We start from the raw sequence: 12,460 nt of genomic DNA, 5'->3' as shown, positions 1-12,460 counted from the left end.
AGTCCGTGGTGGGATTGGGGAAATCAGGAGGATGCCATGTCCGTCCAACCGTTGCTGCCGCGTGTCGCGCCGAAGACCGGACGGATGGTCACCGGCCACGACCCCGCCGGCCCCGAAGCCGCCGTGCCGAAGGATCACCCTGGCTGCGCCGCGCGCCTGCCGGCGGGCGTGCGGTGATGCGGATCGGGTTCATCGGCCTCGGGACCATCGCAACCGCAGTGGTCGAGGGCATTGCAGACGACGGGCACGAGATCAGCGTGTCGGCCCGCAGCCGCATCAATTCGGCGCGGCTTGCAGAGCGGTTCGGGCATGTGACGGTGGCCGAAAACCAGCAGGTCGTGGACGGCAGCGACGTCGTGATCCTCGGCACGACGGGCGACGCCGCGCAGGCCGCACTCGCGCCGCTGCGTTTTCGCAAGGGGCAGCGGATCATCTCGCTGATGGCGGATGTGAGTTTCGCGGCCACGGCGGCACTGGTCGCTCCGGCTGAGATGGCGGCCCGCATGATCCCGTTCCCGGCGATCGCGGCCGGGAATTCGCCGATCCTGGTCTCGGGCGACCGCAGCCTGGTCGACGAGCTCTTCGGCGCCCGCAATTCGGTCTTCGCGCTCGGCAGCGAAGAGGAGCTGGGCAGCTTTCTCTGCGCCCAGGCCGTGCTCGCGCCCGCCGTCAGCATGGTCAAGGATGCCGCGGACTGGCTGAAGCGGCGCGGCCTGTCCGATCCGGACACGGCGGAGCTGTTCCTCCGCTCCCTCGTCGGCAGCAGTCTTCTCGGATCGCCCTGCGCGGAGCTGCTTGAGGCGCTCGACACGCCCGGCGGCTACAACCAGCGCCTGCGGCAGCACATGCGGGATGCGGGCCTCGGCCGGGAGCTGCGTGAAGGGCTCGACCGCCTGCTCGGATGAGCATGGCAACACGGGCGTTCAACCAACCCGCTTCCGAACCCGAATGTCTGCATTTTGGCCCGCTCAGTGCCGACGTCGGCCGAGACCCGGATGGGTGCGCCGGGCGACCAGAGCGCAGCCGATCAGCAGCACGCCGGTGGCGGCAAACACGCCCTGCACCGGCGCAAACACCAGCACCAGGCGCGCAAAGGCGGGCGAGCCGACAGAGGCGACATCGCGGAAGGTGGAGTAGACAGCTGCCATTTCGGTGCGCTCGGAAGGCTTGACCGTCAGGAGGAACGGCAGTCCGCCGCTGACATCGAGCAGGACCAGAAAGATGGTCGCCGTCACCAGCATGACGATCGCCGGATAGGGGAAGGCCGATATCAGCGTCGCACCGGCGAACAGGACGCCGGAGCCGGCAAAACCGGTGACAATGGCCCTGCGGACACTTGTCTTCTGCAGGAAGCCGAGCATGAACGGCGTGGAGAACAGAAACCCGTTGGAGATCGACAGCGCCAGACCGCCGATCTGGTCGCTCAGTCCGGATTTGACCGCGAAGATCGGCACATAGATGGTGTAGACCGACCAGCCGACGGAACGCATCGTGGCATAGAACCAGCCGCCGACGAGAGCCGGCTGGCGAAAGAACCGCGGAATGTAGCGCAGCGGATTGGCGGGCGGCCGGCGGGCCTTGGTGATGACCTTGCCGTCGCCCAGACGCAAATACCAGAAGAAGCCGAGCATCACCACGCAGGCGACGATCGAGATCAGGAACGGAACCTGGGGATGCCAATCCATCAGCACCACACCGAGGAACGGCCCGACGCTCCATGAAATGCCGCTGAACAGCAGCCGCCGGCTTTCGTTTCGACCCATCGAGGCGCGCTCGACATAATCCATCACATAGGCGTTGAAGCACACCGCGAGGATGACCAGGCCGACCGACGTGGCGGCAACCGCATAGGGAACGTAACGGACATCGAAGAAACCACCCAGGACGCTGCCGGCGACCATGATCAGCGCCCCCAGCGTGTAGAGCCAGCGCCGCGGCACATAGCGGGCGAGCAACGGGACGCCCAGCGCGCAGAGCAGCCCGGTCAGGCCGACCAGGGCATAGACCTCCGATACCGAGGCGGCGCTGCCCAGCGCCCGGTACATCAGCACAGGATAGACCGAGACCAGTGTCGCCCGGGCTGACGCCTCGCAGGCGGCGAGAATGGCAAAGGAGTTCACACCGGCTCTGGCTGGCGGAAACTCGACGAGCGGGAGGCGGTTCTGGACCAATTTGCTGGCTAACGCTGAAGAGAGGCAACTGGAGATGTCGAATGGCGGCACAGTCTGCGCGAAACCGGATCTTGGCAAGCCACCGGAGCGACATCCGGACTGGCGCAATCGGGGCACTGCGGAAGCCTGCCCGCGCAACCGTCGCGGCGCTCGCCGAAGGTGCCGTCATCCGTCCCGTTCGAGAGAACGGCACATTGCGTGCTATTTGCGCCGGATCGTGACCGGGCATGCACCAATGCGGTCGCTGATCGATTCCAGCCAACCGCGGGCACCCGGATCCCTGCCGAGATGGGCGTCGAGAAAGGCGAGCGTGAGGGTGGCCACCGCCCGCTGCTGCTCCGGGCGGTGCGGGGTCGGATCGTTGTCGGTCATGCCGCCGAGATAATGGTCGGCGTCGGCGAAGACGGTGAGACACTTGTCACCGGGCGGGGCCAGTTCGAAGGGCTCGGTCTTCCAGCGCCAGTCCTGGCCCCTCGACCCTACATCGTGGGTTCCCGTCACCGTCAGCACCGGCCCCCGCATCCTGTCCCAAGATCCGTCGCGAAGCCCCTGCTGGTGGCGCCCCGGTGCGCTGAGCAGGAGCGCCGCCCGGAACCGTTCATCGGTGAAATCGCGCGTGCCGTCTTCGGGGATGTCGATCTCGACCCCCGAGAACAGCTGGGACGTATAGGCTCCGAAGGAATGGCCGGCAATGGCGCCCGGCAGGGTGCCGACGGAAGCTCCGCAGGTCGAGGCGGCGATATCCTCGATCCGCGCCATGACCGCGCGGACAATGCCGGCGCGCGCCAGCCAGTAGGCGGGTGTGTGCAGGATCTCGTAGAGCCGGCTGCGGAGCACGGGCACGGTGGTCCAGCGCAGCAACTCGCGATCATCAGCGGCATAGCCCAGTCCCGGCTCCGCCGCGGCGACAGCGCCGACCCAGTCGGCGAAGGTCGGAAGAACGACCAGATAGCCGTGGGACGCCCAGAAGCGGGTCAGTTCCTCCTGATCCCGCCCGCTTGCGCCGAGCCCGTGGCAGAACACCACGAACCCCTTGACCGCGCCGTCTTCCGGCCACCTGCAGGTGACCTCGACGGGTTGCCCGTCCTCGGGCGACGTGATCATCCGTCGGGTGGCGCGTGCCGGCCGGGGGGAACCCGGCCACTGCTCCGAAACGCTGTCCATTCATCTCTCCCGTCTGCCGGCCGGTTCTGATCCGGTCAGATCACATTCGACGCGCGCAGCCTGTCAAGCTGTTCGGCATCGATTCCCAGCTCGCGCATCACACTGTCGGTGTCCTCGCCCAGCCTGGGGGCGGATGACTGCGGCGCGACGGCCAGTCCATCGGCCATGAAGCTGAGCGAGGGCACATGGATTGCGCCATCATGACCCTCCACGCGGATTTCGCTGAGCAATTGCCGGGCGGCAATCTGAGGCTCGGCAAGCGCTTCGTCCAGTCCGCGAACCCTGGCGGCGGGCACGTCGGCGGTTTCGAGAATAGTTTCCCAGTCGGCCGCGGTGCGCGCAAGGAAGGTCGCATTGAGCGCTTCCCGCAGTTCTGGCCCATGGGTCCTGCGCGCCTCGGGGCTGCGCCAGCGCGCGTCGGCGAGAATGTCCTCCCGCCCGATGGCCGTGCAGAGCTTGCGGAACTGCGGCTCGTTGTTGGCCGCAAGCATCAACATGCCGTCCGCCGTCTCGAACGCACCGGATGACGGGCTGGTGCTCCAGGCCTCGTTGCCATTCTGCACCGGCATCCAGTGCGCGGTCTTGTGCTGCGTCATCATTGACGCCATCAGCATCAGGGCGGTGTCCAGCATGGCGACATCGAGCTCGACCGCCGCGCCGGTGCGCCTGGCTTCCATCAGTCCGGCCATGACGGCCATCGCCGCATTCATGCCGGTGGCGAAATCGACATAGGGTGCACCGACCTTGGTGGGGCCGTCTCCGGGCTTGCCGGTGGTCAGCATGATGCCGCACATGCCCTGAATGACATGGTCATAGGCCGGGCGCCGGCTGAGCGGGCCATTCTGCCCGTAGGCGGAGATCGAGCAATAGACGATGTCCTTGCGGATGCCGCGAACCGCCTCGAACCCCAATCCCAGCCTTGCGGCGACGCCGGGCTTGAAATTTTCGACGAAGACATCCGCGGTGGCCACGAGCTTCCTTGCCAGCTCCAGTCCTTCCGGAGTCTTGAGATTGATCGTGACCGACTTCTTCGCCGCGTTCTGGGTCAGGTAGCCGAGACCCATGCGGCGCTCCGAGAGATCAGGCAGCGGACCGCCGGTGCGGGTCCAGTCGCCTTCGCCCGGCTTCTCGATCTTGATGACCTCGGCGCCCATCAGGGCAAGTTGGTAGGTGGCATAGGGACCGGCCAGGACCTGGCTGAGGTCGACCACCCGGACACCTTTGAGGGGTTGGAACATTGCTCGCCTTTCATCTTTCGCAGTTCCGCTGCGGGCCCGGAAGGCCCGCAGCGGCAATGGGTCACTTGGCGATGACGCCCGCGGCCTGCATGATCGCCTTGTTCTTGGCGGTGCTCGATTCCATTTCCTGCCTCGCCGCCGCGGCGTCGAAGTACTGGATCGGGATGTCGGCCGAGTCGGTGATCTTCTTGAAGTCAGGATCGGTCCTGCAGGCCTCGAGAGCCGCCGACAACTTGTCGATGATGGCCTGCGGCGTGCCCTTGGGCAGGATCACCGTGGTTCGGGTGTCCATGCCGAGGGGGAACCCCTGTTCCTCGATGGTCGGAACCTCCGGGGCCGAGGGGTGACGGAAGGTGGTGGTCGGCGCGATGGTCTTGATCTGGTCGGGGTAACGGTAGTGAATGCCGCCCGAATAGGCCAGCATCACCTGACCGCCGAGAAGCGTGTTGATCACTTCCGAGCCCGATTGCACCGGCACGATGTTCACCTTGATGCCCGTCTTCTTCATGATCTCGTTGATGTAGAGGCGCGCTTCGGGGGCGAGCGCGGCAAAGCTGGAGCCTGGATTCTTCCCGGCCCATTCGACATATCCCGCGATGTCGTCGAAGGGAGCGTCCTTGGGGGCCGCCAGGGCGAGCTGGAAGGCGGTGATCATGCCGGCATAGTCGAACTCGTCAGGCGAGAAATATGCGTTCTGCATGAGAAAGGGCGCCAGGTTGATCAGCGCGTTCGAATTGAACAGGATCGTGTAGCCGTCGGGGGCCGCCTGGCCGAGTTCGCGCGCCGCCACGGCGCCGCCGACGCCCGGCTTGTTGACGACGTTGATCGGCTGGCCGAGCTGGGCGGACATTGCCCTGGCGGCGGCGCGGGCGACGAGATCCGTCTGGCCGCCGGCGCCGTATCCGACCAGCATGGTGATCGGCTTGTCCGGATAGCCCTCCTGCGCCATCGCGGCAGGTGCGCACATGCCGGCGCATCCGAGTGCGAGCGCCAGTGTCGCACCGAGTGCGGAACGTCGGGTCAGCTTTGTCATGTCAGTCCTCCCTTTTGATTTCGGTTGTATCGCCTGGCGTCGTGTCCAGTCCCGGAACGGCCGCGACGGCCGGCGCCATCCCGACGCGGCGGCCATTGCCGCGGCCGAGCCAGACCACCGTCAGCAGCGTGAGGAGAATGAAGGCGGCGGCGATGGGGTGATGGACGAGGTTGACCGTGCGGTGGTCGAGCAGTTGCAGCGACTGCCTGAACGTCAGCTCGAGCGTCGGCCCGATGACGAAGCCGATCAGAAACGTCACAAAGGAAAAATCAAGCTTGCGGGCAAAGAAGCCGATCACCGCGAAGGCAAGCATGACGTAGATCGAAAACACGCTGTTGGTGTCCATATAGGCGCCGATCGAGCACAGCAGAAGCACGCCGGGAATGATGTGACGCAGCGGCAGCCTGATGACCAGCGCGAACAGGCGCTGGCCGAAATAGCCGATGGCGAGCATGATGAAACTGGCGCAGATCATCGAGGCGTAGACGCCCGCGACCAGCCGAGGCTGCTGGACGAACATGAGCGGTCCCGGCGTCAGCCCGTGCAGGATGAAGGCCGCGATAAGGATGGCCGCGATGACGCTGCCCGGAATGCCGAGCGCGAAGAGCGGGATCAGGCTCGACGGCACGACGGCGTTGTCGGCGCTTTCCGCAGCCGCCACGCCCTCGATCATGCCGGTTCCGAATTTCTCCGGCGTCTTCGAGGCCTTCCGGGTGGCGCCATAGGAGATGAAGGAGCCGACGCTGGCACCGAGCCCCGGCAGGATGCCGACGATCGACCCGATCACCGTGCCGCGCAGGATCGCGGGAATGCTGCGCCGCCACTCGTCGCGCGTGATGATGCGGTCCTCGCGCGCGGCGCCATCGACGATCTGGGCGGATTCATGATCGAGCGCCTTGATGTTGCCGGCCTGGACGATCATCTCGGCCACGGCCAGCATGCCGATGGCCAGCGGCACCAGCGATAACCCGTCATCGAGCTCGAGCAGGCCGAAGCTCAGGCGCGGCACGAAAGTCTCCGTCTCCATGCCGATGGTGGCGAAGAACACCCCGAAGGCCGCCGCGATCATGCCCTTGGTCATGGAACTGCCGGACAGGCCGCCGATGAAGGTGAGCGAGAACAGCAGGATCGCGCAGAGTTCGACCGGGCCGATCAGGAGGGCATATCGCGCCAGCGGCGCTGCCAGCATGATCAGCACCAGCGTCGACAGCAGATCGCCGATGACGGAGGCGTAGAGCCCCATCTTCAGCGCCTTCTGCGCCTTTCCCTGGCGGGCAAGGGGGTAGCCGTCGAGCGCGGTGGGGGCAGAGGACGGCTCGCCCGGCGTGTTGAGCAGGATCGCCGACACGGCGCTGCCCGCGCCGCTGCCCTTGGCGATGCCGATCAGCATGCCCAGCGCCGCCGTCGGGTCGAGATAGAAGGTCATGGGAATTGCCACCGCGACCCCGGTCGCCTTGCCCAGCCCGGGAAGCGCACCCAGCACATAGCCGAGCGTGACACCGGCCGTCACCCAGAACAGGGTCGTCGGGTTGAGGACGTCCTGGAAACCGACGATCATATAGTCCATGGCGTCCTCATAGGATGGCCGTCCCCAGCAGTTTGTAGAACAGCAACCAGATCGCACCGAGGAAGCCTGCGGGCACCAGGATCAGCAGCAGGGGCCGGCGCTCGCCCAGCACCAGTTGCGCCCCGGCCACCAGCGCGAAGCCCGCGGCCAGTGGCGACAGCCACAGGTGGAGGCCGAGCGCGACGGCGAAGAGGCCCAGGATCCTGACAAGCGCCAGGATCTCGTCGCGCGAGATCGGCGCGGCGGGCTCGGCCCGCGCGTCGACCGGTCTGGCGCGGATGTTGCTGATGACGAGAATGAGCGACAACGCGGTGATGACGATCATCATCATGCTCGGGACCAGGCTCGGCGACATCATGCCGTCCGGCCCCGGCCCGATCTGCCTGGGAATAACGATGACCAGCATCACCAGGCCGAAAACGGCCAGGATGACGCCAGCCATGACATTGGCTCGCCTCATTGACTCCTCCTCGCGGCCGGCCCGTGACTCAGAAGGCTCATGGGTCCGATCTCCCCAACACCTACCCCCGAAAGCACGAAAAGAAATAGTCCAATCTTTCTTGAATGTGATAAGCTTTCGTTATGGCTTCACATTCCCCACGTCTTGACGGGCTGCGTCTTCGTCACCTCCGACTCCTGGAACTCATCGACGAGCATGGGTCGCTCAGGGCCGTGGGATCCATCATCAATCGGACCCAGCCGGCGGTCTCCCAGATGGTGAAGGATCTGGAATATGCCTTCGGAGTCCCCCTGGTGGAGAGGTCCGTGCGCGGGGTGGAGCTCAGCCCGGCGGGACGGCTTGCCCTGCAGCGGGCGCGCTCGGGCCTGGCGTCCTTCGACCATCTGATCACCGAACTCGCAGCCGAGCAGTCACCGATCCTGAGAGTGGGCACCAATCCGGCCGTGATCTTCAAGATGCTCCCGGATGCGATGCGGCGCCTGGAAGCCGCCGACGAGCGGATCCGGCTGAGGCTCCGCACCGGCATCGTCACCGAGATGCTGCAGTCGCTGTGGGACGGCGACCTGGACTGCTATGTGGGACGCGTCGACTGGGACCAGATGCCTCAGAACATGGCATCGCTGCTGCGGCAGGATCCGCTGATCAGGACGGACCTGGTCCTCGCCTGCTCCGTCAACCATCCTCTCGCCAGACGCAGCGACATTGCGATCTCCGAGCTTGCCGAATGGCAGTGGGTGATGCCCCCCGCGGGTTCGAACAACCGGATCGCGCTCGAAACCGAACTGAGAAACCATGGTGTCGCCGCCCCTGTGCCGATGCTTGAAATCTCGGCCGACCTGGCGGGCATGATGATCCTGGCGCGGGAACTGAACGTCCTGACCTGCGTGCCGCGCTTCATTCTCGACACGCATATCGCGGCCGGCGAACTGTGCCAGCTCGACATCCCCGCGCTGCGCCTGCCGCCGATCCAGATCAGTTTCGTCACACTGGCCGAGCACGAGAACATGGCTGCCCTGCAGAGTTTTCGGCGGGTGCTGCGCGCGACGGCCGAACACTTCAACGACGCAGCCGGAGTCAGCGGTGTCGACTGAGCCCGCCCTTTGCGGGTCGCCATCAGAATTTCCTTTCACATTGAAGATATTTTCGATTTTTTCTTCTTACCGAAACGGGTCTAGGAATTGGAACGGAGGTGCGCCCTGAAAGCGCATTGTGTCTGTCGGCGGCAGGTCCCGCCCCGCACATCATTGGGAGGAAACTGAAATGCGGAAGTTGCTTCTGGCGGGCGCCATGGCGCTCGCGGGCATGATCGGCGCCGCGGCGACCACGTCGCTTGCGGCCGATACTCTCGAACTGAAGATGCAGTTCGCATCCCCGGATGGAACGGCCTGGAACGACATGGACCGCCGGTTCGCCAAGCAGATCGAAACGATAACCGGGGGACGCGCCAAGGTGGAGTTCTTCCCGCCCAATTCGGTGACGCCGTTCAAGGACTGGCTGCAGGCGACAGGTGCGGGACTGCTCGACATCGGATTTGTCTGGCACCCCATTCTTCCGGGCAAGTTCCCGCAAATGGAGCTGCTCAGCCTCCCGGGACTGTCGAAGAACCAGACCATCGCCAGCACCGTCTACTGGCGCCTGCGCGAGGAATACCCCGTGATGGGCGAGCTGTTCTCGGAAGGGGACAATGTGGTGGAACTGGCGACCTTCGTCGCCATGGGATCCCACCTGCACACGCGGGAGCCGATCCGGACGCTTGCCGACATCAAGGGCAAGGTCTTCGGCGCCCAGGATTCGGCCGGCGTGAAGGTGCTCGAGGAACTCGGTGCAAGCGCCTCGGTGATGGTGGGCTCGGATGCCTATCTCGGCATGCAGCGCGGCTCGATCGACGGCATCCTGTCGGCTTGGGGATGGGTCAACAATTTCAAGCTCAACGAGGTCTCGACCTATCACACGCTGCTCAATCTCAATCCGGGCACCTATTCGACGGTGATGAACAAGACCGCCTACGACCGGCTGACGCAGACCGAGAAGGATCATCTTGCGGACATCACGCCGCTCTACTTCCTCTACAACACCACCGACAGCGCAGCACTTGCGACAGCCGACATCGCGGCCGAAAACATCATCACGCTCAGCGAAGCGGACCAGACGGATTTGGCGGCGAAGATGCGGCCGCAATGGGATGAATGGGTCGCCAAGGCGGATGCCAGGGGATGGCCCGGCCAGAAGATCCTCGACGAGGCCGTGCGGCTGATGGCGCTCTACGACCGGAACTGACGCAGAGCCGGCGCATGCGCCGGCTCTGGCCGGCATCCCGCGGATGGACATGAGAGGACACAAGGTGACGCATGCAATGCCGGCCGCAGCGGTCAACGAGCGGATATGCCAGTGGCTCGATGCCGCCGGCAATGGACTGGCCAATGCGCTGGCATGGCCCGGGAAGGCGGCGGTCCTCCTCGGCGGAGCCGCCATCGTCGTGCTGATGGGCCTGACGGTGGCCGACGTGGTGTTGCGCAACCTGTTCTCGACCGTCGTGCCCGGCGGGCTTGAGGTCGCAGGGCTGCTCACCGTTCTCGTCGTGCTGTCGACGGTCAGCGTCGTCGAGATCGAGCGCAACCACGTCCAGGTCGACCTCCTGCTCAACGCCATGCCGGAGCATGTGCGGGCACCCACGGTGGTCGGCGGGCTTTTGCTGGCCTTCACGGCGATGGTCGTGACGGCATTCCAGATTTTCGAGCAGGTGCGCTATCTGTGGGGCAATGGCATCGTCACCGGCGTTCTCGGCCTGCCCGAATGGCCCTTCGTGGCGGCGGCGGCCATCTTTGTGCTTCTGTTCGCGCTTGCCCTGCTTGCCAATCTGATGACCGGACTGGCGCAGGTCGCACGCCAGGCGGACTGGCGATCCCTCGTCGTGCTCGGCCTGTGGGTCGCCGCCACCGCCGCGATCATCACGCTCTGCTTCAACCCGGATGCCCTGCCGTTCGAACTCTCCCGCAGCACCCGCGGCCTGCTTTCGATCACGCTCTGCTTCGTCCTGATCTTCCTCGGTGTCCACGTCGCCGCGGCCATGGCGCTGACGGCGCTGGTCGGAATCAGCCTGCTGATCTCCTCGGGCGCCAGCCTGACCAGCCTCGGCACGACGACCATCGACGTGGTCAGCGACCAGACATGGAGCGTCGTTCCGCTGTTCACATGGATGGGGCTGATCGTGGTGGCTTCGGGCTTTGCGGCGGAACTCTATAGGGCGGCCTATCGCTGGATCGGACACCTGCCGGGCGGGCTGGCGTCGGCGAGCACGGTGGCTTGCGCGGGTCTCTCCTCGATCGTGGGCGACACGCTGTCCGGCGTCTACTCGATGGGATCGATCGCGCTGCCGGAAATGCGCGCCTACGGATACGACATGAAGCTCGCCACGGCCTCCGTCGCCTGCGCGGCAACCATCGGGGTGATGATTCCGCCGAGCCTCGCCTTCATCGTCTACGGCATGATCACCGAGGTCTCGATCGGCAAGCTGTTCATGGCCGGCGTCCTTCCGGGTCTGCTCTTCGCCGTCATCCTGATCGGACTGATCACCTTGCGCGCAACGCTCAACCCGGCGCTTGCGCCCCGCGGCGAACGGAGCAGCTGGAGCGAGCGGTTCAGATCCAGCTTCGGCACCTGGCCGATCCTGCTGCTCATGCTGCTCGTGCTCGGCGGCATCTATTCGGGAGCCGTCACCCCGAACGAGGCGGCGGGCCTCGGCGTCTTCGGCGCGATCCTGATCGCGCTCGCCATGGGCCGGATCGACGCGCGCAAGCTCGCCGCCACCATCGCCGCGACGCTGCGGCTGACGGCGGGCATCATCATCATCTTCATGTTCGCCGCCGCCTTCAGCCGGTTCATCGCGCTCAGCGGCCTGACCCAGCAGCTCGGCAATCTCGTCCTCGGGCTCGATCTCGGCAAATACCAGATCATCACCGCGATCCTGCTCTTCTACATCGTCATCGGCATGTTCATGAACGCGCTGCCGGCGCTCGTGCTGACGGTGCCGATCTTCTATCCCATCGCCATGAATGCCGGCTTCGACCCGGTCTGGTTCGGGGTGCTCGTCGTCATCATGGTCGAACTCGGGGTGGTCACGCCGCCCATCGGCGTCAATGTGTTCGCGATCGCCGCCATCGCCAGGGACGTGCCGATGTACGACATCTTCCGGGGGGTGCTGCCGTTCTGGGTCGCCTATCTCCTGCTCGTCGCCCTCATCGTCATCTTCCCCCAGATCTGCCTGTGGCTGCCCTCGCTGACCTAATGCATGTCGCCCGAAAGGGTGCAGCGGTTTCGGGACCACCATATGCAAATCGAAGAGCTAAGGCACATCGCGCGAATCCGAATTCACGCGATGTGGTTCAGCCGGGAGACCCCGTCTTCGGATCCCGTGGCCGCGCTGCACACCCCAGGTCCGCGGGCTGGCCTGTCGGTCGAGCACTCCGCAGGGCGAGCAGTCGCGGCACATCCGCGTGCCGCGACCGCCGGCTTTCAGAGGTCTTCCCGATCAGGGGCAGTTGGCGATGTAGCGCTGCCCGTAGCGGTTCCGGTAATAGCATTTCCCGGGTTCCTGCGCATTTCCGATCAGGGCGCCCGCCACAGCGCCGGCGGCACCGCCCACGACGGCCCCTCCGACATCACCACTGACGGCGGCGCCGATCGCGGCACCGGAGGCCCCGCCGATCGCGGCGCCGCGCTCGGTCGCAGTGCAGCCGGCGGGCGAGGCCAGGATTGCGGCCAGCAAAAGGTTTTTCATCGTCTTCTCCTCTCTTCGAACACCCGTGTAACTGCGAAAAGCCGCCAGGG

The 12,460-nt window shown here is 65.5% G+C and carries 12 protein-coding genes; 5 read left to right on the top strand and 7 right to left on the bottom strand.

Going from position 1 to position 12,460, the window contains the following annotated elements; translation table 11 throughout:
* Window positions 1-36: 36 nt before the first annotated feature.
* Together DFR52_RS24435 and DFR52_RS07260 are read left to right on the top strand one after the other, a co-directional pair.
* Window positions 37-177, top strand: a complete 141-nt coding sequence (locus DFR52_RS24435) for a hypothetical protein (protein ID WP_158284884.1) — start codon at window positions 37-39, stop codon at window positions 175-177.
* Window positions 177-905 carry an NAD(P)-binding domain-containing protein gene (locus tag DFR52_RS07260; RefSeq protein WP_110031300.1) on the top strand — a complete coding sequence of 243 codons (729 nt, stop codon included), beginning with the start codon at window positions 177-179 and terminating at the stop codon, window positions 903-905. The genes DFR52_RS24435 and DFR52_RS07260 overlap by 1 nt, the downstream gene beginning before the upstream one ends.
* A 63-nt stretch (window positions 906-968) precedes the next feature.
* Here the strand turns inward: DFR52_RS07260 and DFR52_RS07255 are convergent, their stop codons facing one another.
* The 6 genes from DFR52_RS07255 to DFR52_RS07230 form a co-directional block, all read right to left on the bottom strand.
* Window positions 969-2,120 (bottom strand): MFS transporter, encoded by a 1,152-nt coding sequence (locus DFR52_RS07255; protein WP_210205795.1) that lies wholly within the window; start codon window positions 2,118-2,120, stop codon window positions 969-971.
* Window positions 2,121-2,372: 252 nt separating this feature from the next.
* Window positions 2,373-3,335 carry an alpha/beta hydrolase family protein gene (locus DFR52_RS07250; RefSeq protein WP_110031298.1) on the bottom strand — a complete coding sequence of 321 codons (963 nt, stop codon included), beginning with the start codon at window positions 3,333-3,335 and terminating at the stop codon, window positions 2,373-2,375.
* Window positions 3,336-3,370: 35 nt separating this feature from the next.
* A complete protein-coding gene (locus tag DFR52_RS07245) occupies window positions 3,371-4,573 on the bottom strand; it encodes a CaiB/BaiF CoA transferase family protein (protein WP_110031297.1) in 1,203 nt (400 codons plus the stop codon).
* Window positions 4,574-4,634: 61 nt separating this feature from the next.
* Window positions 4,635-5,606 (bottom strand): tripartite tricarboxylate transporter substrate binding protein, encoded by a 972-nt coding sequence (locus DFR52_RS07240; RefSeq protein WP_158284883.1) that lies wholly within the window; start codon window positions 5,604-5,606, stop codon window positions 4,635-4,637.
* A 1-nt stretch (window position 5,607) separates the two neighbouring features.
* Complete coding sequence (locus DFR52_RS07235) at window positions 5,608-7,173, bottom strand: tripartite tricarboxylate transporter permease (protein ID WP_110031295.1); 1,566 nt, start codon at window positions 7,171-7,173, stop codon at window positions 5,608-5,610.
* Window positions 7,174-7,180: 7 nt separating this feature from the next.
* Window positions 7,181-7,633 (bottom strand): tripartite tricarboxylate transporter TctB family protein, encoded by a 453-nt coding sequence (locus tag DFR52_RS07230; protein WP_110031294.1) that lies wholly within the window; start codon window positions 7,631-7,633, stop codon window positions 7,181-7,183.
* Between the two features lie 122 nt (window positions 7,634-7,755).
* On the opposite strand from DFR52_RS07230, the gene DFR52_RS07225 reads away from it, so the two are divergent.
* The 3 genes from DFR52_RS07225 (at window position 7,756) to DFR52_RS07215 (ending at window position 11,918) form a co-directional block, all read left to right on the top strand.
* Complete coding sequence (locus DFR52_RS07225) at window positions 7,756-8,724, top strand: LysR substrate-binding domain-containing protein (protein WP_110031293.1); 969 nt, start codon at window positions 7,756-7,758, stop codon at window positions 8,722-8,724.
* 169 nt (window positions 8,725-8,893) lie between these two features.
* Entirely contained in the window at window positions 8,894-9,910 is a 1,017-nt protein-coding gene (locus DFR52_RS07220; protein WP_110031292.1) for a TRAP transporter substrate-binding protein, read from the top strand.
* A 64-nt stretch (window positions 9,911-9,974) separates the two neighbouring features.
* Window positions 9,975-11,918 (top strand): TRAP transporter large permease, encoded by a 1,944-nt coding sequence (locus DFR52_RS07215; protein WP_158284882.1) that lies wholly within the window; start codon window positions 9,975-9,977, stop codon window positions 11,916-11,918.
* Window positions 11,919-12,161: 243 nt separating this feature from the next.
* On the opposite strand, the gene DFR52_RS07210 is transcribed toward DFR52_RS07215, so the two are convergent.
* Window positions 12,162-12,410, bottom strand: coding sequence for a glycine zipper domain-containing protein (locus DFR52_RS07210; protein WP_110031290.1), 249 nt, complete (start codon window positions 12,408-12,410; stop codon window positions 12,162-12,164).
* Window positions 12,411-12,460 lie beyond the last annotated feature (50 nt).

The organism is Hoeflea marina, from assembly GCF_003182275.1.
Lineage (GTDB): Bacteria > Pseudomonadota > Alphaproteobacteria > Rhizobiales > Rhizobiaceae > Hoeflea > Hoeflea marina.
This window is presented reverse-complemented; position numbering and strand designations above follow the sequence as displayed.

What these genes read in the sequence shown, in the direction of transcription:
- DFR52_RS24435 (WP_158284884.1), top strand. Translation starts at nt 37, where the DNA reads ATGTCCGTCCAACCGTTGCTGCCGCGTGTCGCGCCGAAGACCGGACGG.
- DFR52_RS07260 (WP_110031300.1), top strand. Translation starts at nt 177, where the DNA reads ATGCGGATCGGGTTCATCGGCCTCGGGACCATCGCAACCGCAGTGGTC.
- DFR52_RS07250 (WP_110031298.1), bottom strand. Translation starts at nt 3,335, where the DNA reads ATGGACAGCGTTTCGGAGCAGTGGCCGGGTTCCCCCCGGCCGGCACGC.
- DFR52_RS07245 (WP_110031297.1), bottom strand. Translation starts at nt 4,573, where the DNA reads ATGTTCCAACCCCTCAAAGGTGTCCGGGTGGTCGACCTCAGCCAGGTC.
- DFR52_RS07240 (WP_158284883.1), bottom strand. Translation starts at nt 5,606, where the DNA reads ATGACAAAGCTGACCCGACGTTCCGCACTCGGTGCGACACTGGCGCTC.
- DFR52_RS07235 (WP_110031295.1), bottom strand. Translation starts at nt 7,173, where the DNA reads ATGGACTATATGATCGTCGGTTTCCAGGACGTCCTCAACCCGACGACC.
- DFR52_RS07230 (WP_110031294.1), bottom strand. Translation starts at nt 7,633, where the DNA reads ATGAGGCGAGCCAATGTCATGGCTGGCGTCATCCTGGCCGTTTTCGGC.
- DFR52_RS07225 (WP_110031293.1), top strand. Translation starts at nt 7,756, where the DNA reads ATGGCTTCACATTCCCCACGTCTTGACGGGCTGCGTCTTCGTCACCTC.
- DFR52_RS07220 (WP_110031292.1), top strand. Translation starts at nt 8,894, where the DNA reads ATGCGGAAGTTGCTTCTGGCGGGCGCCATGGCGCTCGCGGGCATGATC.
- DFR52_RS07210 (WP_110031290.1), bottom strand. Translation starts at nt 12,410, where the DNA reads ATGAAAAACCTTTTGCTGGCCGCAATCCTGGCCTCGCCCGCCGGCTGC.